The following is a 21,084-nucleotide window of genomic DNA, read 5'->3' on the forward strand; positions in this document are numbered from 1 at the left end:
TTAGAAATGAAGAATGAAAAACACCAATTCACCATCGACCATTCACCATTGACGATGATCAGAATAAAGAAAAAAGTAAACCTGATAAAAGATTTCCTTGAAAAAGGGCGTACCGTTTCTATCAAGGACCGGGAAGAGGCAATGAACTACCTGGTAGCTTTTGTGGCTATGATCCGTCCGCGCTTGTCAGAGTTTGAAAACGCCAATAAGAAGTTTGCAGAAACGATACAATTTGTTCACCAGCATCCCTCGGTATTGAATAACCTGCGCGTTGCCATTATGGCGCAGTTGATCAACAGCAACCTGGTGCCTATGCTTACAGAAAGCGGGATCACCGTTTCGCGTGGTGCCGGCCGTGAGTTGTATGCCCGGTTAAAACATAAGTTGTTGCCTGCTGCCCAGGACCCCAACGATTTTTTATACCTGTTGAACCGCATTTTTTTTAAGCATAATGATTACGAGTGGGTAGAGAAGATCGGCCGCGATAAATGGATGCATCTATTCGAACTGATCGGACTTTCCTTTTCGGGTAATGAGCCGGCTATTATTAAACAGGTCATTCTTTCCTTACAAATTTTAAGCGCCCGGGTGGCGCAACTGGGTTGGGAAAACGAGATCACCCATAATACACCGCCTCAATGGCAACCGCCCAATAATCCCTTTTCCATACAACAACATCTGGTGTATGAAATAAAGGAACAGGTGTTGCGGCATAATCAAAGCCGGGAGGCGGTGCAGGAACTGGCAAAACAATTAGGCGATGTATTGGGTGAATGTGCTGAACTGGTTCAACTAATTCGCAATGAAACGGCTGAAAAAGGCACCAGTTTGTCCCAGACGTTTATTCTTTTTCAGATAGAACAGAAGTTGAACCGGATGAGTTTGTTGCTGGATATTACCGATGCCGATGATAAGATCAACCTCGCCCGTTTTGCCAACCTGTTCATTACGGTTGTACGCAATGAAAACAGGAAGAACAGTATCCGGGAATTCTTATCACAAACCACCGGCTACCTGGCCTATCAAATTGCAGAACATAAAGGAAAGAAAGGGAATAAGTACATTACCTCCTCGCCACTGGAATACTTTCAGATGATCGGGAGCGCCATGTGGGGCGGTTTGATCATCTGCTTTGTTGCAATCTTTAAAAACCTGCTTGGGTTATTGCACCTGGCGCCTTTCTGGAGTGGCTTTGTTTATAGTATCAATTACAGCCTTGGTTTTGTAGCCATTGAAGAAACCAAAGCAACGCTGGCTACCAAACAACCCGCATTTACCGCAAGCGCTGTTGCCAGTTCGTTAGATACGAGTAAAACAGATGAACCACCCAATTTATACAACCTGGCAGTAACGGTATCCAAAGTAAGCCGCAGCCAGATCGCTTCCTTTATCGGCAACCTGATCGTGGTATTTCCCGGTACCTACCTGTTGGCCTGGTTATACGATTGGGCCGTTGGGCATCCCCTGGTACAGGGCGAAAAGGCCGCGCATTTATTGCAGGACCAGCATCCCTGGCAAAGCCTGTCTTTATTATACGCCTGCAATACCGGCTTCTTTCTTTTTCTCAGCGGCATTATTGCCGGGTATGTACAAAACAAAATAAATTACGGGCGCATCGATAAACGGCTTACCGAACATCCGGTTTTACGATTGTCGCTTCCGCAAAACCGGTTACAAAAAATAGCGGCCTATTTGAACAGGAATGGCGGTAGCCTGGCCGGTAATATTGCATTGGGATTTTTTTTAGGCATGGCCGGCATCGTGGGAAAGATATTTGGTATACCTTTCGATATCAGGCACATTACCATTTCAGCAGCCAATACATCATTAGGTGCGTATGGAGTAGGGTGGGAGCATATTAATTACCGGTACCTGGGAAATGCTTTTGCGGGCGTATTGGGTATCGGGTTCCTGAACTTCCTGGTAAGCTTTTCCCTGGCCTTTACAGTAGCAGTGCGTTCCAGGGGAATTAAATTGAAGGATTATCCCGGTTTTTTAAAAATTCTCTGGAAGTATTTTCGCAGCCATCCGCTTGATTTCATCAGGCCGAGGAAACGGAGGCAGGAAGCAGGTTAACAAGTTGACCAGGTTGCATTAAGTGCAGAATTAAGAACTAATACCAATTACTCATTAATACAATAGTATGAAGCATTTCAAATTCTACAATAAACACGATGTATTAAATCTTACAAGGATACGCCGGTTCGAAACAAAATTGGGCGAAAGCGTACACGTGCTTCCTGATAAAAACACCTGGGAAACCGGGTTGCAACAATCCCCGGCAAAGTATGTGGTGTTTGGTATTCCTGAAGATATTGGTATTCGTGCCAATCATGGTACCGGTGGCGCCGATTCTGCCTGGGTACCATTTTTATCGGCTTTTTTAAACCTGCAAAGCAATGACTTCCTGAATGGCGAAGAGATCATTCTGCTGGGTCAGTTTAATTTCAGCGATGCCAATGAGCTCATAGAGCAGAATGCTTATGGGTATGAAGAAAAAATTGATGCCTACCGGCATGCTGTTATTACAATTGATGAGGAAGTAGAGGAGCTCACAAAGATCATTACATCGCATAACAAGATTCCGATTGCCATCGGCGGCGGACACAACAATGCCTATCCGCTGATAAAAGGTTCGGCGAAAGGTTTACACAAATCCGGTGTATTGCCATTGGCTCAAATAAATTGTATTAATCTGGATGCACATGCTGATTTTCGTCCGTCTGAAGGGCGGCACAGCGGCAACGGGTTCCGGTATGCAGAAGAAGACGGCTACTTACAGAAATATTGTGTGGTTGGATTGCATGAGAATTACCTGCCGCAAAATGTGTGGTTAGATATTGTGAACAATCCTTTCCTGGATTTCATAACGTATGAAGATATTTTTGTTCTGGAGAAAAGGAATTTCATTCAGTCGGTAGCCCATGCCACCAGTTTTACCGAAGAGAATTTTACCGGTATTGAACTGGATATGGATTGCATAGAGAATACTTTATCCAGCGCCATTACGCCTTCAGGCATTTCTCCTGTGCATGCCCGCCAGTATGTAACATGGGCCGCCCGCGAAAGCCAGGTTGCTTATTTACATATTTGCGAAGGCGCCACACGCTTAACTGATGGGCGCACCAATGACACTACCGGTAAACTGATCAGTTACCTCGTCAGCGATTTTATTAAAGCGCATGAAGGAAATGGGGAATGATTATAGATTGTTTGATGGCTATATGGCTTGATGGTTGGGATTGATGCGTTTTGATCAGCGTTCACGAAATTCAACAACTCAACAATCAAGCAATCAAACAATAAAACCATCAAATTTGAGCTTCTCAAAAGGGAATTCCCAAATTAATATACCATTGCAACTTATTCGTTTGATCGCAGTACATAGTACTTATTTCAAGCGGGCCTAATGCAAAGTTATACGAGTAGGTTAAAGAGTAACCCGACAGGAAATCGGGGTTATTGAAGAAGTCGCTTCTGCTTATAAAATTGGTGAAAAGCACATTGGCCTTACCAGTGAGATAGTTATTGGCAAATAGTTGTACCCGAAGCCCGCCCTGCAACATTGCTACAGAAGGGGTATATAATGTGCCTTCCTGCAAACCGGCAAAGGTTATCTGGTTACGGAAAACCTTTGTTAAACCGCCAATGGCAAATTCATTCAATACATTACGGCTGTAATTAAAGTTGATACCACCCTGTCCGTTTAACATTAACGTAGCGCGCCGGCCAAACGGAATATAACTTTCCACATCCAATGTTGTTCGCATATAGGGATAGGTGCTGATCTTTATTGAATCAGGGTCTTCCAGCGGTTCTCCATTCGATAGAAAATTGATATGGGGATGTTGTTCAAATACCCGGCCGGCTTCTCCGTATACTTTAACGCCTTTCCTCGGAAAAATACTCCGGTCAAGGGAATTGTATTCTACATAACTATGCAGGGTGTTATAACTGTTGCTACCCTTGAATTCAAGTCCTTTTGCAATTTTGGGCGTATAATGCACCCATTCGAACCGGTGGCCGGCGCCAATGGAAAAGCTTCGCGAAGGAGAATATTGAAACCGTTCACCTATTTTAAAAAAGGTTTGTTTATACAAGCCATCCTGCTTGTACTGATCATAGGTAGTAACTTCAAACCGGTCGAACTGCGTCTCTGCGATCAGGGCAAAGTTTTTCAACCGCCCAATGTATTGCAGGTGCTCGCCTCGAATGCGGAAGCTTTCTCCGATATTGATGGTTACCAGGCTGCGGGAGTTCGTTATAAAGAAATTCCTGGCCGTTAAATTACCAATGATGCCAACACCGGTAAACCGGTTATAATGTATGCCCAGCTTGGCAAACGTAAACGGGTTCTCCGTTACATCGAATACGATCTTACAGGTGCCATCGGGTTGTTGCACCAGCGAATATATAATGCGACTGTAATAACGCGTACCATAAGCCTGGCGCACCATGTTCGACAGCTTATGCGCCGTATAGGACCTATTCAATTGCAGGTCTATGGTGTGCACAAAAAAATCGGTAGACGTTCTTTCTATGCCATGTACTTCAAAGGAAGAGATAATGGTTGAATTTACATGCGGCAACCGGTTTTTTCTTAGTTCAGCCTGGCCATAAATGGCATTCAATGAATCGGCTAACTGCTTAAACCGCGGATATAATTTGCGTCCTTCTTCAATACCCATATCCAATATGGCCTTACCCTCACCAAAGCTGCCCATGTTAAATTTTTCCATTTTAAAGGGAATGTAAATATCACATTGCGGCACTTCGGTTTTGGCGTCTTCGGCTTCTCTGAAAAAAGCGATCTGTAACAGGATCTGCAACGCATTGCGCACTTTTTCAGAGGGCAATAAACCACTGGCCACATTGCTTCCAATGACGATATCGGCGCCCATTTCTTTTACATCACGAACCGGGAAATTGCGAACGATACCGCCATCTACCATGCGCTTACCATTAAAGTCAACCGCGGTAAATACCGATGGAATGGCCATGCTGGATCGAATAGCAGAAATAATTTCACCTTCTTTCATTACGATGGCTTCGCCATTTCCTACATCGGTGCCTATACAACGAAAGGGAATACTGAATTTGGAAAAATCTTTTTGCTGGTGTACCGGGAAATACAATTCAGAAAACTTCTGCCACAGTTCCTGTCCCTGAAGCAATCCGCTGGGCAGGCGGAAGTTGTGATTTTGCCAGGGGAGCTCTATTACATATTTTGAATACTCATCTTTTTCTTCCATGAAAATGCTGCGCAGCGAAGATTGATTGCTTAACAGCAGGTCCCAATCGATGGCCCGGGTAATTTTTTCAATACTGTCGGCAGAATAACCAATGGCGTATAAACTGCCAATGATACTGCCCATGCTGGTACCGGTTATATAATCAACATTCAGCCCGGCACTATCAATAGCTTTTAAAATACCGATATGCGCCAGTCCTTTTGCACCGCCGCCACTCAGTGTTACGCCAATTTTAGGACGTTGCGCCGGTGGCTGCGCAGTAGCTGTTTGAAACAGTAAAAACAACCCAACCAAGGCTGGTTTGTATCCATTGAAAGTAACCATCTTTTGCCCCCAGAATTGATTATGGGAATAAGCGATTTAATGAGCGCTGAATATTTCCTGTTCAAAATAGTTGGTTAGTTCCTGAATTCTAAATTGTTAAATCTTAAATTCTCCCTAAAAATGGATTTAGAGATTTCGCGATCTCGGGATTTTGGGATTTAAAATCACAAAATCTCAACATCACCCAATCAAAAACCCTAGTGCAATTCAAAATGACAATTCATCTCCACATCATCTATCAAGGCGCCCATTTTCCTGTAAAATGCAATTGCCGCTTTATTCCAGTTAGATACCTGCCAGCGCACTTTTATACAATTCGTAGCTCCGGCATGGTCTATAACAGTTTGTAACAGCCGGGTACCGATGGCTCGCCCGCGGGCCCGTTCTACTACATACAGATCGTCGAGATAAAGCGCTTTGCCTGTCCAGGAGAAATAAGCAAAAAACCAGGCTGCATAACCAACGATTTTGTTATTTTCATCTACAGCAACAAAACATTGGAACAAATTGTTGTCTGATTTCATTTGTTCCACCGTATTTGTTACCCTTTCTGGTGTTTTTTGAAAAAGAGCAAATTCATTGATCAGGTTAAGGATAGCCGGGTAATCGGCTTCAGTTCCTTTACGGATAGTGATATTATTCATGGGATGGTTTTTAAAGGGGGAGAACGGAGGTCTGAAGTCTGAGATCTGAAGTCAGAGGTCTGATAAAACAATATCTTCCGACCCACGACTTCTGACATCCGACATCATGATTTAGCTTCCAGCTCCATAATTTTTTCAAATACTTCCTCGTATTCTTTGTTCAAACGCTGCAATTCCTCACTCACTTTTTTATAATCGGTTTCTGTTTGTACAAACTTGTTCCTGTCTGCATACGTATCGGGCGCCGTTAACTGCACTTCCAGCGTTGCTTTTTGGTTGTTCAACTGCGCTATCTTTTCCTCCAGCTGCTGAAAAGTTTTTTGTTGTTTCTGCAACTCTTTCTTCAGCTCTTTATTAATGGGACCCTGCACGGGTGGTTTGCTTTCTACCACCACCACCGGTTTCTGCTCTACTATTTCCGGCTTCTGATTTTTTGTCTCTGTCTTCTGGCCCTTCACTTCCTGCTTCTGTTCAGCGGCTTCCTTTTGCCTTTGCCTTTCTTTCCATTCGCCCCATTCTTCGTAGCCGCCGGCAAATGTTTTGATCTGGTGGTTATCGATCTCCCAGATGGTATTGGCCACCTTCGATACAAAATACCGGTCGTGGCTTACCAATATAAGGCTGCCTTCGTATTTATTCAATGCTTCAATCAATAATTCTACGGAGTGAATGTCAAGGTGGTTGGTAGGCTCATCCAACATTAAGAAATTGGCTTTGCTGATGATGGTCTTGGCCAGGGCCACGCGGGCTTTTTCACCCCCGCTCAATACCTTGATCTTTTTATCGATGTCATCGCCGCTGAACAGGAAACAACCCAGCAGGGTTCGCAGTTCCTGTTCGGTTTTCTGGCTGCCCGCCGCTTTCATTTCATCGATGAGGGTATTGTTCACATCCAGCGCTTCCAGTTGGTGCTGGGCATAAAAACTTTCTTCTACATTATGCCCCCACTTGCGTTCACCAGTGAACGATTCTGTACCGGCAATGATGCGCAACAGGGTAGACTTTCCTTTTCCGTTGGCTCCGATCAAAGCGATCTTATCGCCCCGGTTGATCTCGGCATGCGAGTCTTTTACAATTTCAATGTCGCCAAACTTCTTGGTAATATGTTTCAGTTCGCACAATACTTTACCAGGTGTTTTATCAACCTGGAAGTTGATGCGAATGTTGGGTCTTTCAATAGCTACATCTTCAATCCGGTCCAGCTTTTCCAGCCGCTTCATGGCGCTTTGGGCGGCCGCTGCTTTACTGGCTTTGGCCTTGAACCGTTCAATAAAGCGCTCCTGCTGGCGAATGTAATCCTGCTGGTTCTCAAACGCCCGTTGCTGCAGTTCTACCCGCTGCACCTTTTCCACTTCGTAATAAGAATAATTACCATTGTAAATATGCAGTTGCCGCTGGTATACTTCCACGATCTTGGTCACCATTCGGTCGAGGAAATATTTATCGTGGCTCACGATCACTACAGAACCCTGGTAATGCACCAGGTATTTTTCCAGCCATTCAATGGAAGGCAGGTCAAGGTGGTTGGTAGGCTCATCGAGCAGCAACAGGTCGGGTTGCTGCAGGATCATTTTTGCCAGTAATACCCGCATGCGCCAGCCCCCGCTGAATTCGCGATAAGGCCGTTGCAGATCGGCATTGGAAAAGCCTAGTCCCTGCAATACTTCTTCCGTCTTGTGATGGATGTTGTACCCGTCGAGGGTATCCATTTCGTGTAATTTGTCGGAATATTTGTGCAACAACGCATCCGTCTCAGCCGGGCTTATGCCGCTGGTAGGGGAGTTTTCCAGTTGTTTGCCCAGTTCTTCAATTTCCTTTTCCAGTTGCCGCACCCGCTCAAAGGCACCAAGGGCTACCTGTAAAATGGAATCGCTGGTATCGAAACTCAGCAGGTCCTGGTGCAAATAGCCAATAGAAGTACCGCGGCTACGCTCTACGGTGCCTGCAGATGCCTGGTATTGGCCCACTAACAATTTTAATAAAGTAGATTTTCCGGTGCCGTTATAGCCAATTAAGCCTATACGTTCGTTGGGTTGAATATGCCAGGTGGCATCCTCTACAATTGCCCGGGCTCCAAATTCAAAAGTTACGTTCGTTAATCCTGCCAGCATAATATTTTACATCAAATGGAATGCAAAAATATAACAAATCGGGCCGTTCTGGAAGTTATCCGGAAAAGTTGGCCGATATTAAATAATTGGGGGTCAATGAATGCGAAATCGCTTGTTTATGAACTAGTAATGTAAGGTTATTCGTTTATCTTTGGCTCGAAAAAACCACCCTAAAGACCTGGTTTCTGGAAAACCGGCAAGATTATTTCAGTGTAGAAGCTTGCCTCGGCGCCCAGGAACGTATTTAAACTTAATAGGATGAAAAAAACGCTAATCGTAGTTATTGTGCTTGCTGCTATTGTGTTGGTTGCCCGGCCCTTTTTTTGCAATAGCGATGACAAACCGACTGATAAAGGAGCTGATACCAAACAACAGCCCCTATCGATCTCAGAGAACACCGATGTATTCAAACAATCGTTCACCCAATTACTCAATGCTTACAATACGCTGAAGGATGCCCTGGTAGCCAGTGATACCGCAAAAGCAACTGCAGCCGCTTTGGCTTTGCGCGTGGCTGTCGATAGCCTGAAACTAAATGAAATAAAGGGCGACAGTACCGGCGATATAAAAAATACAGCCCAAAGTTTTACCAGCACCATTGCCGATCTGGCACAGACGCTGGCTGCTGAAAAAGATCTGAAAGGCAAACGGAAAGAATTTGAAATGATAGCCGATAACTTGTGGAACCTTACCCGTACCGTGCGATACACCAGTCAAAAGGTATACTGGCAACATTGCCCCATGGCTTTTGATAATAAAGGCGCTTACTGGATGAGCTACGAACGGGAAATAAAAAATCCTTACTTCGGTAATGAAATGCTGACTTGCGGCAGCGTAGAGGATTCGCTTGACTACTCGAAGTAATAAACCAATAAGCCGATAGCCGGTTTTGTTAACTCAATGATGAGGTTAGTTGCAATAGCATTTGGGTTGTGTAGTGTCCTGTGCGCAAGCGCACAGGAAAAGTTCACCATGAGCGGCTATGTCAAAGATTCTTTGTCGGGCGAAACGCTAATTGGCGCAACCGTTTCCGTTAATGGCCATGGTAAAGGCATTGTGAGTAATCAGTTCGGGTTCTATTCTATCACCTTACCACGTGGCGTTTATGCAATAGTGGTTTCTTTCGCCGGGTACCAGGTGCACCAGGTGGAAATATCGCTCGATAAGAACATTGAACAGAATTTCTATTTATCTGCCAAAACGGTATTACAGGAAGTGATCGTTTCTGCGGCTACCCGCCGGCGCGATGAAAACGTAACCAATGCCCAGATGGGCCAGATCGACCTGTCGATCACCCAGGTAAAATCGGTGCCGGTGTTGCTGGGGGAAACCGATCTGTTGAAAACCCTGCAGTTGCTGCCGGGGGTACGCAACGCCGGTGAAGGAAATACCGGGTTGTATGTGCGCGGCGGCGGTCCTGATCAAAACCTGATCCTGCTCGATGATGCCATCGTGTATAATACGGGTCACCTTTTCGGGTTTTTCTCCATCTTTAATTCAGATGCTATTAAAAATATCTCCCTCGTAAAAGGAGGGATGTCGGCGCAATACGGCGGACGCCTTTCTTCTGTGCTGGATGTGGCCATGAAAGAAGGTAACCTCAACAAGTTTGAAGTAGAGGGAGGGATAGGGGCCATCGCTTCGCGGCTTTCCATCCAGGGCCCCCTCAAAAAGAATAGATCTTCGTTTATCATTTCTGGCCGTCGTACCTACATCGATGTGATAACCAAACCTTTTATTTCTCCCAAAAGTGATTTTTACGGGTCGGGTTATTATTTCTATGATTTTAATGCCAAGGTGAATTATATCTTTTCTGAAAAAGACCGTTTGTACCTGAGCGGTTATTTTGGAAGAGATGTTTTTACCTATCGCAATTCGCGGCGGGCGTTCAAAGCCGATATTCCCTGGGGCAATTCTACTGCCACTTTGCGGTGGAACCACGTATTCAATCAAAAGTTATTTGCCAATACTACGCTGGTGTATAATGATTATGGGTTTTCGTTTGGCGCCACGCAAAACGATTTCACTATCAAATTATCATCCGGCATTCACGACTGGAGCGCCAAAACCGACTTCGATTTCTATGCATCGCCGCAGCATAAACTGCGTTTCGGCGCGGCCTTTAACTACCACACCTTCACGCCGAATATCCTCAGTGGCAACCAGGGCGAAACCCGGTTCTCCCCCGATAATGAATCTAAAAAGTACGCTGGTGAAACAGGCGTTTACTTACAGGATGACTGGGAGATCGGTCATCGCATTAAAGTAAATGCGGGTATCCGGTACAGCCGTTTCGTGCAACTGGGTCCCTATAAGATCTTCGCAAGTGATTTCAACGGCAACAAAACCGACAGCATTTCATATGGAAGAAATAAACCGGTGAAAAGTTATGATGGCTTTGAACCCCGGTTTACTTTGCGGTACGCCATTAATGACCAGACTTCCATTAAGGCGGCCGTTACCCGTAATATTCAATACATTCATCTTGTAAGCAATGCCGGCTCAACATTACCTACCGATTTGTGGGTTCCCAGTACCTACCGGGTAAAACCGCAGTTAAGCTGGCAGTACGCGGCGGGACTCTTTAAAAATTTCGGCAATAATATGCTGGAAACTTCCCTGGAGCTTTATTATAAAAGAATGGATAACCAGATCGAATACCGCGAAGGATATACGCCGTCGTTGAAAGATCCCGAAGAGGATTTTGTTTTTGGAAAAGGATGGAGTTACGGTACGGAACTGTTCATCAATAAAACCAAAGGAAAGCTTACCGGCTGGATAGGTTATACTTTATCCTGGACCTGGCGCCAGTTCGATACGCTGAATGAGGGTATTAAGTATCCTTCCAAATACGATCGCCGGCACGATCTGTCGGTGGTGGGTACCTACCAGTTGAATAAAAAATGGAAGCTCTCTGCTGTGTTTGTTTATGGAAGCGGTAATGCCGTTTCTTTACCGGAACGTTTTTATGTTGTTGGCGGAGTGCTTACGCAGGAATACAGCAAGATAAACCAATACCGGCTGGCGCCTTATCATAGAATGGATCTCTCGGCCACCCTTACACCGCGTACAAAGCCTAATCAAAAATGGCAGCAAAGCTGGGTGTTCAGCATATATAATGCATACAGCCGCCTGAACCCGTATTTTATTTATTTCAGCCAGGAAGGAAGTCCGTACAATGGTACATTATCTATAGAAACGCAACAGGTGTCGCTGTTCCCGATCATTCCGGCCGTTACCTGGAATTTCAAATTCTGATCATTTGCGTTTTACGACATCAGCGAAGGCCGCTCGGTTATTTCGTGGTATTTGATCACGTCGCTGGCATAATAATGCACCACCATACTTTTACGGGTAAGCGCCGGGTTGCGAATGGGCGCCCCGCCATGCACCAGGTTGGCATGCCAGATGAGCACATCGCCTTTTTTTGCGATCAATTCTTCCCGCGGGAATTTATTCTTTTCCAACAGTTCGGCTACCATGTCTTCATAATCGGGGTAATCATGTTTTCCCAACGACAAAAACGAACTGTCGGCATTCCAGTCATTATTGAGCAGGTAAGGCAATTTATGACTGCCGGGGTAATAGAACAGCGGACCGCTATCGGGATGTACATCTTCCAACGCGATCCAGATGGCTGTCAGGTAGCCCAGCGGATAAGTGGTCATATGCACACTGTCGGAATGCGCTCGTTGTCCGCTGCCTGTTAAGAAGTTGATGGTTTGAAAAGGGACCATTTCCTTATCCAGCAAAAAGTTGAGCACCTGGCTGATCATTGCATCCTGCGTTACCTGGCGGATAAGCGCTGATTTTTTATTGGCAAACATCAGCTTGTTACCCCATTTGAATTGCAGGTTGCCTTTTTTCATCAGTTTGTCTATCTCTTCATTAATGGTATTGCAGACAGCCGGTGAAAAATAGTTTTCCAGCACCATGTAGCCCTTCGCGCTCCAGTCAATGATCTTTTGTTGTATGGCGGGTGAGAATTGTTGAAAGCCTTCTTTTTGCGGCGCCAGCAGGGCCGAGTCGCCTACATCGAGCCAGGCGCGTGATTCCTTATCGGGAAAGTCTTTGCTGGAAACGGATGCGATAAGGGATTTATGGAGGTTGTATTTTTTATACGCTTTTTTATTATGCAAAAGTTGTTTGTAATGAAGCAGGTTATATAACCAGTGAGCCGGTTTAAAATGCTTTAAACTCATTTATAATAAATATTGCGTTTTGCTGAATTTATGATTAAAGATAGCTATTTATAAACAATGCTTATTGTATAACCCGTTTCAATTCAAAGCAATGTACTTGGGTTGGGATCTGCGTTGTAACATGGGGTACCGGTCGGCACGAAAATGGTATTACCAACCCGCCGACTCCATGAAATGTTACACCCATGAAAAAAATCATCCTTGTTACACTGGCCTGTATACCATTCGGGTATTTAGTAGCACAGAACGATGAACCGGACCTGAACATGATACAAAAGATCAGGCAGGAAGGGTTTAATCACTCACAGGTGATGGACCTTGCTTTTTATCTCACGGAAGTGAGTGGGCCACGGTTGAATAATTCGCCCGGTTTTCGCAGAGCCGCTAATTACACAAAAAATAAATTGAGCGAATGGGGCCTCACCAATGCCCACCTTGAACCCTGGGGTGAATGGGGAAAGGGTTGGGAGTTGAAGCGTTGCTATGTAGCTATGTCGGCGCCCTATTACAAACCGATCATTGCTTTTCCCAAAAGCTGGACGGCAGGCACTAATGGACTGCAAACAGCCGATATTGTATTGTTATCTGTTGGCGATGCCAAAGACCTTGAATTATATAAAGGCAGGTTAACCGGCAAAGTAATTTTACTGCCTCGCATTGACTCACTGGAACCAGCATACGTTGCCGATGCTTCACGGTACAGTGAGGAGGACCTGAAAGAAATGGCTGACTGGAAAGGTGATAACGAAGCCAATCAATCAAACAAGACTGACGGCCACAACATACCAGGCAAAGGATACACGCCATCTCCCGGCCGGCACGAACTATCGGGCGCTATGCGAAAAGGGGCGCTTACCTACAGCAGGCTCAAACAATTTGCCCGGGAAGAAGGGGCAGTAGCTATTTTAAGCACGAACCCGCGCGGTCGTGACGGCACTTTGTTTGTGCAAGGGGGCGGGCCCTGGGCTGGCAATGCCGCGGAAAACTTTCCTGACCTTATGCTTGCATACGAAGATTATATGATGCTGCAACGAATGGCGCAGCACCACATTCCGGTTAAGCTGGAAATGGATGTAAAAACTCAATTCCAGACAAATGACCTGCAGGGGTATAATGTCATTGCGGAAATAAAAGGCACTGATCCAAAATTAAAGCAGGAACTGGTAATGATCGGGGCGCATCTCGATTCGTGGCATGCATCGGTTGGCGCTACGGATAATGCGGCCGGTTGTGCCGTGATGATGGAAGTGGTGCGCATTCTTAAAACGTTGAACATTCAGCTAAGGCGTACTATTCGAATAGCATTGTGGGGTGGGGAAGAGCAGGGATTGATAGGCTCTAAGAATTACGTACGCCAGCATTTCATGGATACGCTTACCAAACGGTATAACGCAGCCGGCGATAAAGTATCGGTTTATTTCAACCTCGATAACGGGACCGGCAAAATAAGAGGATTGTATTTGCAGGGTAATATGGCCGCTCAGCCTGTATTCACCAAATGGCTGCAACCATTTAAGGACCTGGGTGCCACCACCATTACCTTGCAGCGAACAGGCGGCACCGATCACCTGTCGTTCGACGCTATTGGCGTGCCTGCTTTTCAATTTATACAGGACGATATTGAATACGATACCCGCACGCATCACAGCAATATGGACTCCTATGATCATTTACAGCCCGGCGATCTGAAGCAGGCCGCCGTTATTATTGCTTCTTTTGTTTACCAGGCGGCGCAGCGGAGTGAGAAGATACCGAGGAAATAATGTGCTGATGTAATAACCCGACTTCATCGTGACAAAGCTGTGATAATTGGCTAATGTGCAAATGAAAAAGCTTTAAGCCAGCTTACAGCTTGCAGCTTGTAGCTTACAGCTTGCAGCTTGTAGCTTACAGCTTGCAGCTTGTAGCTTACAGCTTACAGCTTGTAGCTTACAGCCCATTGTTTGTAACTCAAAGCAAGCGGTTTCGCTTATGCCAGTTACTATTTACCAGGTTCATAGGTAAACCGAACTACCGCGCTTTTTTGTTCGCTCGACGACAGGTGCAACTGGTAGCGTTTTCGCCCGGCTGTTATAACCATCAGGGAGGTGTTGGGTGGAATGCGACCCAGGTTTTCGGCATACATCATCAGCTCATATTCTGTGTTGGGAAATACACTTACATCAAGCACAAGCGGTTTACCTGTCAGGCGTTTTTTATATAACAGCAAGGTGTTGTTCAGAAAAACCGAAACCGTATCATCATCGATCTCGGCATTATCGTACAGTTCTATTTTTATGAAAGCAGTATCTGTTTTGATGGTTTGCACCAGGTCTTTTTGCCGGTTCTGTAATTTCAGGTTCTTCTGCACTTTGGCCATTGTATCATTCTGGTAAACATCTATCGGGAAGTTGGATTTTGCCAATCGTGACAAGGAAATTTTGCCGGGTTGGCAATTGTTGTTATTGCCCATTTCATGTCCCCGCCATTCGCCCTGCAATATATCGGCCTGGCCATTTTTTGAAAAACTGAGCTCGTATGTTTTTATGCAGGGAATGCAACTATCGGGCACATTATATTGAAGTACGGCGTTTTCAATGATCACCATGCGTTTGGTGAGAGGATTATACCTGCCGGTAAAATTTATTTTAGTGTATTTGTCATTATCAAAGCTGTAAACATTGCCCATGAACGAGTTGTTTTGCATATGAATGATATGCAACTCCGTAGAATATGCGGGAAAACAACCACCGGCATTTTGCGTTCGAATTCCACCCCATATACCCGTAAGCAGTTGAGCTTGGGTAACCATAGTTAATGCAAGCAGCATGGGCAGCAGCAAAAAACGCATGAATCAATTTTAAGGGAATTTACCATGCGAAAACCATATCATCAGGAAAATTTATGTAAGCGGTAATAGTAGTGGAATTAGCATATGTGCAAATATGCTAATGTTCAAATACTTTCGTTTGATTATGCTGATTTGCCTCGAAATTCAAGCACTATCAGAGTTCATGTGCATATCAGAATTTATGCAGGGTTAGGTGATTCCAATTTGCACATTTTCCAATTTGCTAATTTGCACATTAAACTCACTGCTGGTACTTAAACACAACCACCGCATTCTTCTGTTCAGTAGAAGTAATCCGCACCTCATATTGCTGCTTGCCGGCTTTTACAACCATAAGAGAAGTATTGGGCGGAATTTCACCCAGGTTCTCCGCCACCATCACGAGTTCGTGATAGTTTGCCGTTTCATCGAGGTTTACTTTGAGTGAGAGCGCTTTTTCAGTAAGCCGTTTTTTGGCAAGCACCAGCTTTTTATCGAGGTATACCGAAATGGTATCATTATCAATGGTACCGTTGTCGTAAATGTTAATCTCCACTTCGGTGGCGCTGGTAGTAATTGTTTTTACCAGTTCATTTTCACGATTAACCAGCACTTTTGGCGTTGGGATGGAAGAAAGCGGGATCTTATTCACCTTCACCTCAGCTTTTTTGGCCGTATCTACGGGAACAATTTTTACATTGGGTTTTGTTGCAGGCGTTTTGACAACGGTTTTAGTTGTTGGTTTTGGTGTTGTTGTCACCGGTTTTTTAGCAGTGACGGTAGTTTTGGGAGTTGGTTTAGGCGTTGTCTTAGGCGGTATTTTAGGTGTTGTTTTTACAATCTCGGTCTTTGCGGTGGTATCTACTTTTTTGATCACCGGTTTTTTCTCTGCCAGTTGCTGCTTTTCCAGCCGGCGCTTTGCTAAAAAGGGTTCTTCGGGAAAATCAGAGGTGATGACCTTGCGCAGGAAAACACTGCCTTTACCGCAGTTGGTAGAATCCCTTGTATTAAAACTGGTGTAGGTGCCTTCCAGAAATTCTTCATCGTTTTCTTTGGTATATTTCAGGCTCAGGGTCATTACGCAGGCATCGCTACCTCCGGCCATGCGTACTTCTACAATTTTTAATTCTTCCAGCCTTACCAGTTTGGTAATGGGATTTACGGTTCCTTTACAGGTGGCCTTACCATAAAACACAGTGGTAAGGTAGGAATAGGTAACGCCCGTAAAATTTTTCTTATTTTGATCTAATTGTACTTCAAATTTATAACGCTCGTCGCCACCCAGTAACTCCATAAGGCGGCCGTTGGAAGAGATTGGTGTTCTTCTGAAATTCCCCCGCCAAATACCAGTGAGATCCTGGGCCTGTACACAAAAGCTGATGCCCAAAAACACAAAAAGTAAAACTGATTTCATCAGAAAATATAATTTTTTCTTAGCCTTGATGGAACCTGCCTGCCGGTAGGCAGGCTTACCATGCAAAAACTTTCATTGTATTGAACATATCGAAAACTTTTTCATGGGCGTTTCATCCGACTTGCTGATTTTTTACCCTGTCCGCTCCATGCTGTCAACGGGAAACTAAGTTCATCAACCGGCAAATTACTTAATAATTAGTTTTTTACGACACATATCGTAAATGGTGGTCTGCAAATTGTTCGTTAAATTTGCCGTTCTTCCGGAAATACAACGCCGATATAAGGTGTATTTCCGCCACAAAAAAAGGTAGTGATAAAATGATTAAAATTACTTTCCCGGATGGAAATGTACGGGAATACAAAGAAGGAACCACTGGTTTGGAAATAGCGAAGTCAATCAGTGAAGGATTGGCAAGAAAAGTATTGGCCGCAAAAGTAAACGGACAGGTGTGGGATGCCACGCGGCCCATTTACAACGATGCTTCCCTGAATTTATTAACCTGGGACGACAAAGACGGTAAATTAACCTTCTGGCATTCTTCTGCGCATTTAATGGCAGAAGCGGTTGAAAGCCTGTATCCCGGCGTAAAATTCTGGGTAGGTCCGGCCATTGATAACCCGCAGGGTTTTTATTATGATATGGACCTGGGCGATCGCAAGCTTACGGAAGAAGACCTGGCAGCCCTGGAAAAAAAGATGAACGAGCTGGCCAAACAGAACAACAGCTATGTGCGCAAAGAAATGCCCAAGGCCGAAGCGCTTAAATATTTTGCCGACAAAGGCGATGAATATAAACTGGAGTTGCTGAACAACCTGACCGATGGAGAGATCACTTTCTATACCCAGGGTAATTTCACCGACTTGTGCCGTGGACCGCATATTCCGTCCACTGCGCCTATCAAAGCCATCAAACTTACCACCATTGCCGGCGCTTACTGGAAAGGCGATTCAAACAATAAGCAGCTTACCCGTGTTTATGGTGTAACCTTCCCTTCCCAGAAAGAGCTGGATGAATACCTGCAATTGCTGGAAGAAGCGAAAAAACGCGATCACCGCAAACTGGGTAAAGAATTGGGAATTTTTACCATGGATGATGATGTAGGTCCGGGCCTGCCTTTATGGATGCCGAACGGGACCATCATTATTGAAGAGCTGGAAAGACTGGCCAAGGAAACCGAGCAGGCAGCCGGCTACAAACGGGTAGTTACCCCCCACATTGCCAAAGAAAGCATGTACCTCACCAGCGGTCACCTGCCATACTACCAGGATAGCATGTATCCGCCCATGGAGCTGGAAGGGCAGAAGTACTACCTGAAAGCCATGAACTGCCCGCACCACCATAAAATATTCGGTGCAGAACCCAGGAGCTATAAAGAACTGCCGTTACGACTGGCGGAATATGGTACCTGTTACCGTTACGAACAAAGCGGAGAGCTGTTCGGACTGATGCGTGTGCGTTGTTTACATATGAACGATGCGCATATCTATTGCACCCGCGAACAATTTGCCGATGAGTTCAGGGCGGTAAATGAAATGTACCAGAAATATTTTAAAATATTCGGTATAGATAAATATGTAATGCGACTGTCGTTGCATGAACCTACCAAACTGGGACAGAAGTACGTTAACGAACCGGAATTATGGAAAGAAACTGAGGAAATGGTTCGCCAGGTATTGATAGAATCGAATATCCCTTATGTGGAGATCCCGGATGAAGCTGCTTTTTACGGCCCCAAGATCGATGTACAGATCTGGAGTGTGATCGGCAGGGAATTCACCCTGGCTACCAACCAGGTTGACTTTGCGCAGGGCCGCCGGTTCAAACTGGAATACACCAATAAAGAAAATTCGGCAGAAACCCCATTGATCATTCACCGGGCGCCATTGGGAACCCATGAACGCTTCATTGGCTTTTTGCTGGAGCACTATGCCGGTAAATTCCCGGTATGGCTGGCACCGGTACAGGTGAAAATTTTACCCATCAGTGACAAGTTCCTGCCATACGCAAATAGTGTTTTGGAATCACTGAAAAATGCGGATATTCGTGGAGAAGTGGACGATCGGAACGAAAAAATAGGCAAAAAGATCCGTGATACTGAATTAATGAAAGTGCCGTACATGCTGGTAGTAGGGGAGAAAGAGATGAATGAAAATAAAGTGGCGATCCGCCGGCAGGGTAAGGGTGATGTAGGTACAAAGAGCCTGGAAGAATTTATTAATGAGGCAAAAGCGGAGATAAAAGAACGCAGAGGCGAATAAGATTGTGCTGGTGAGTTCGTATAGATTTCATATCTTAGAACTAAGAATCTAGGACTATTTAGTACCATATTTCGAAAACAAAATCAACATTCAAAAACCGGTAACTCAGAAGTAGCCTGGTTACCACTCAAAAAAATTGTTTAATTAAAAGATTTAAATGGCATTTCCACCGCGACAACCGAGAGGTAATTTCAATCCCCGATTCAGAAAAGAACAACAGCAGGAACATCGCACCAATAACATGATACGCGTGCCGCAGGTACGTTTGGTTGGCGATAATGTAGAAGTAGGAGTATATTCAATCCAGGAAGCGATGCGCATGGCGCAGGACCAACAGCTTGACCTGGTTGAAATTTCACCGCAGGCTGATCCACCCGTTTGTAAGATCATCGATTATAATAAATTCCTGTACGAGAAGAAGAAGAAGGAAAAGGAGATGAAGTCGAAGAGTAAAACGGCTGAGGTAAAAGAGATCCGTTTTACACCTGGTACAGATGATCACGACTTTGATTTTAAAGCACGCCATGCTGAAAGCTTTTTGAAAGAAGGCAATAAAGTAAAGGCATATGTGCAGTTTAAAGGCCGGGCCATTATGTTCAAGGAACGAGGCGAGCTGGTATTATTGAAATTTGCAGAACGCCTGGCAGAAGTAGGCCAGCCCGAAGGGTTGCCGAAGCTCGAAGGCAAACGCATGCTGATGATCATTTCACCCAAAAGCCAGAAGAAGAAAAAAGAGGCTTAGGGGTCATTATAAGATTGAAGTATAAAGGGTGGGTCATCTTTCAAAAGTGGCCCACCCTTTTTTTATGAAGTATTTCCTGGTTACCCGTTACCAGTTACCGGTTACCAGAAAAACAAATACAGGGCGAGCCTGACCTGGTAACCGGCAACCGGAACCCGGTACTTTCTACTTACTCGCTAACCCTGAAGCAGCAATGCCTTTGGCGATGTCTGTTATAGGCCCCATTTCATTGCTGCCCCTGCTTTCTATTTCTACAAAGTAACGATCTGCTACGATCAGCACTATCTGCGCTTTGGGGTCCTGTTTATACACTGTTTCGTAGGCTGCCACATTTTTCATCCCCAGGTCAACTGAACCTTGTTTTTTTGAATCATCCTCCGATGAAAAGCCCATTTTATATAAGGCCGTAATACCGCTAAAAGCAGCATATGAAGCATTGTAGTCTACTATCTTTACCTCTATTCTTTTATCACCATTCTCGTACCGTTGTTCAGCCTGCGACCAGCTGCCCATGCCCGGCATATTCACCTGGTTTCCTTTTGGCCCGCCTTTCTTTGTATATCCTGCAATTTCGGGCAGATAAGCCTGCAGCTCTTTATATGGCATAGCCAGCGTATCGCCTTTAGCCCGCCGCTCTTGCCACCGGTCCGTTGATTTTTCCACTTCTTTGCTCATTGCTTCTGCTACCTCCTTTCCATCAACTGGAGTTATTTTTACGTCTTTTACTTTTACTTCCCCACCACAGGAAAGAATGGTGATAGCAGCAGTAGTTGCTACCATAAAGCAAGCTTTTCTCATATAAGATTGTTTTGAAGGTTAAATTGGCTGTTTATTTAATACCGCCTTGCTGAAGATACTGACTTTCCTGGTGCAACTGGTTGGCGGTAATGCCTTAATTTTGCAGGCAACCCGGCGAGTTAACATGCTAACTCATTAAGCTTCAATAAAAAATAGTAACCTGCCTCGGGCAATTTCATTTTTGCCCATATTCAAATTTTGATTACCTTTGCGCTCCATTTTACGTTTTATTGGTTTAACCCATAAAACACTATTGCCCACAAGGCCCAAAAAGTTTCCCGTCAGTTCGGGAGCGCCAGCAGGGTATCACAGCAAAAGGTATTTTAACATGCCAAAGGTTAAAACGAACTCCAGTGCCAAAAAAAGATTTAAAGTAACCGGCACCGGAAAGATCACGCATCAGAAATCTTTCAAACGTCACATTCTTACCAAAAAGTCTAATCGCCGTAAACGGGCACTTAACAAAGATGGCGTGGTTCACAAATCCAACGTCGACTTTGTAAAGCGTTTGCTGAGACTGAAATAAT

At 44.8% G+C, this 21,084-nt stretch carries 15 protein-coding genes; 8 read left to right on the forward strand and 7 right to left on the reverse strand.

Annotated elements, in window-relative coordinates; all coding sequences use genetic code 11:
• The first annotated feature begins 6 nt into the window (after positions 1–6).
• Both FAM09_RS30065 and FAM09_RS30070 read left to right on the forward strand, forming a co-directional pair.
• Positions 7–2,076, forward strand: a complete 2,070-nt coding sequence (locus FAM09_RS30065; RefSeq protein WP_136580882.1) for a site-specific recombinase — start codon at positions 7–9, stop codon at positions 2,074–2,076.
• A gap of 67 nt (positions 2,077–2,143) precedes the next feature.
• Complete coding sequence (locus FAM09_RS30070; RefSeq protein WP_136580883.1) at positions 2,144–3,202, forward strand: formimidoylglutamase; 1,059 nt, start codon at positions 2,144–2,146, stop codon at positions 3,200–3,202.
• 124 nt (positions 3,203–3,326) lie between these two features.
• Here FAM09_RS30070 and FAM09_RS30075 read toward each other — a convergent pair whose 3' ends face one another.
• From FAM09_RS30075 to FAM09_RS30085, 3 genes are all read right to left on the reverse strand, one after another.
• Positions 3,327–5,537 carry a patatin-like phospholipase family protein gene (locus FAM09_RS30075; protein WP_166437318.1) on the reverse strand — a complete coding sequence of 737 codons (2,211 nt, stop codon included), beginning with the start codon at positions 5,535–5,537 and terminating at the stop codon, positions 3,327–3,329.
• Positions 5,538–5,773: 236 nt separating this feature from the next.
• Positions 5,774–6,220 (reverse strand): GNAT family N-acetyltransferase, encoded by a 447-nt coding sequence (locus FAM09_RS30080; RefSeq protein ID WP_136580885.1) that lies wholly within the window; start codon positions 6,218–6,220, stop codon positions 5,774–5,776.
• A gap of 104 nt (positions 6,221–6,324) precedes the next feature.
• Positions 6,325–8,331, reverse strand: a complete 2,007-nt coding sequence (locus tag FAM09_RS30085; protein ID WP_136580886.1) for an ABC transporter ATP-binding protein — start codon at positions 8,329–8,331, stop codon at positions 6,325–6,327.
• A gap of 258 nt (positions 8,332–8,589) precedes the next feature.
• On the opposite strand from FAM09_RS30085, the gene FAM09_RS30090 reads away from it, so the two are divergent.
• Positions 8,590–9,195: a DUF3347 domain-containing protein gene (locus FAM09_RS30090; RefSeq protein ID WP_136580887.1), complete on the forward strand. Its 606-nt coding sequence runs from the start codon at positions 8,590–8,592 to the stop codon at positions 9,193–9,195.
• A gap of 108 nt (positions 9,196–9,303) precedes the next feature.
• A complete protein-coding gene (locus FAM09_RS30095; protein WP_243751813.1) occupies positions 9,304–11,589 on the forward strand; it encodes a TonB-dependent receptor in 2,286 nt (761 codons plus the stop codon).
• 11 nt (positions 11,590–11,600) lie between these two features.
• Here FAM09_RS30095 and FAM09_RS30100 read toward each other — a convergent pair whose 3' ends face one another.
• Positions 11,601–12,533, reverse strand: coding sequence for a phytanoyl-CoA dioxygenase family protein (locus tag FAM09_RS30100; protein WP_136580889.1), 933 nt, complete (start codon positions 12,531–12,533; stop codon positions 11,601–11,603).
• 185 nt (positions 12,534–12,718) lie between these two features.
• On the opposite strand from FAM09_RS30100, the gene FAM09_RS30105 reads away from it, so the two are divergent.
• Complete coding sequence (locus tag FAM09_RS30105) at positions 12,719–14,296, forward strand: M20/M25/M40 family metallo-hydrolase (RefSeq protein ID WP_136580890.1); 1,578 nt, start codon at positions 12,719–12,721, stop codon at positions 14,294–14,296.
• A 218-nt stretch (positions 14,297–14,514) separates the two neighbouring features.
• Here the strand turns inward: FAM09_RS30105 and FAM09_RS30110 are convergent, their stop codons facing one another.
• Positions 14,515–15,363 (reverse strand): hypothetical protein, encoded by an 849-nt coding sequence (locus FAM09_RS30110; RefSeq protein WP_136580891.1) that lies wholly within the window; start codon positions 15,361–15,363, stop codon positions 14,515–14,517.
• A 241-nt stretch (positions 15,364–15,604) separates the two neighbouring features.
• Complete coding sequence (locus tag FAM09_RS30115) at positions 15,605–16,756, reverse strand: hypothetical protein (RefSeq protein ID WP_136580892.1); 1,152 nt, start codon at positions 16,754–16,756, stop codon at positions 15,605–15,607.
• Between the two features lie 320 nt (positions 16,757–17,076).
• Between FAM09_RS30115 and thrS the strand changes: the two genes are divergently transcribed.
• Both thrS and infC read left to right on the forward strand, forming a co-directional pair.
• Entirely contained in the window at positions 17,077–19,017 is a 1,941-nt protein-coding gene (thrS, locus tag FAM09_RS30120; protein ID WP_136580893.1) for a threonine--tRNA ligase, read from the forward strand.
• 157 nt (positions 19,018–19,174) lie between these two features.
• A complete protein-coding gene (gene infC / locus FAM09_RS30125) occupies positions 19,175–19,759 on the forward strand; it encodes a translation initiation factor IF-3 (protein WP_136580894.1) in 585 nt (194 codons plus the stop codon).
• Positions 19,760–19,924: 165 nt separating this feature from the next.
• Here infC and FAM09_RS30130 read toward each other — a convergent pair whose 3' ends face one another.
• Entirely contained in the window at positions 19,925–20,557 is a 633-nt protein-coding gene (locus FAM09_RS30130; protein WP_136580895.1) for a hypothetical protein, read from the reverse strand.
• A 328-nt stretch (positions 20,558–20,885) separates the two neighbouring features.
• On the opposite strand from FAM09_RS30130, the gene rpmI reads away from it, so the two are divergent.
• Positions 20,886–21,083 carry a 50S ribosomal protein L35 gene (rpmI, locus tag FAM09_RS30135; protein WP_081148928.1) on the forward strand — a complete coding sequence of 66 codons (198 nt, stop codon included), beginning with the start codon at positions 20,886–20,888 and terminating at the stop codon, positions 21,081–21,083.
• The last annotated feature ends 1 nt before the right edge of the window (position 21,084 follow it).

The organism is Niastella caeni (assembly GCF_004834005.1).
Taxonomy (GTDB): Bacteria; Bacteroidota; Bacteroidia; order Chitinophagales; family Chitinophagaceae; genus Niastella; species Niastella caeni.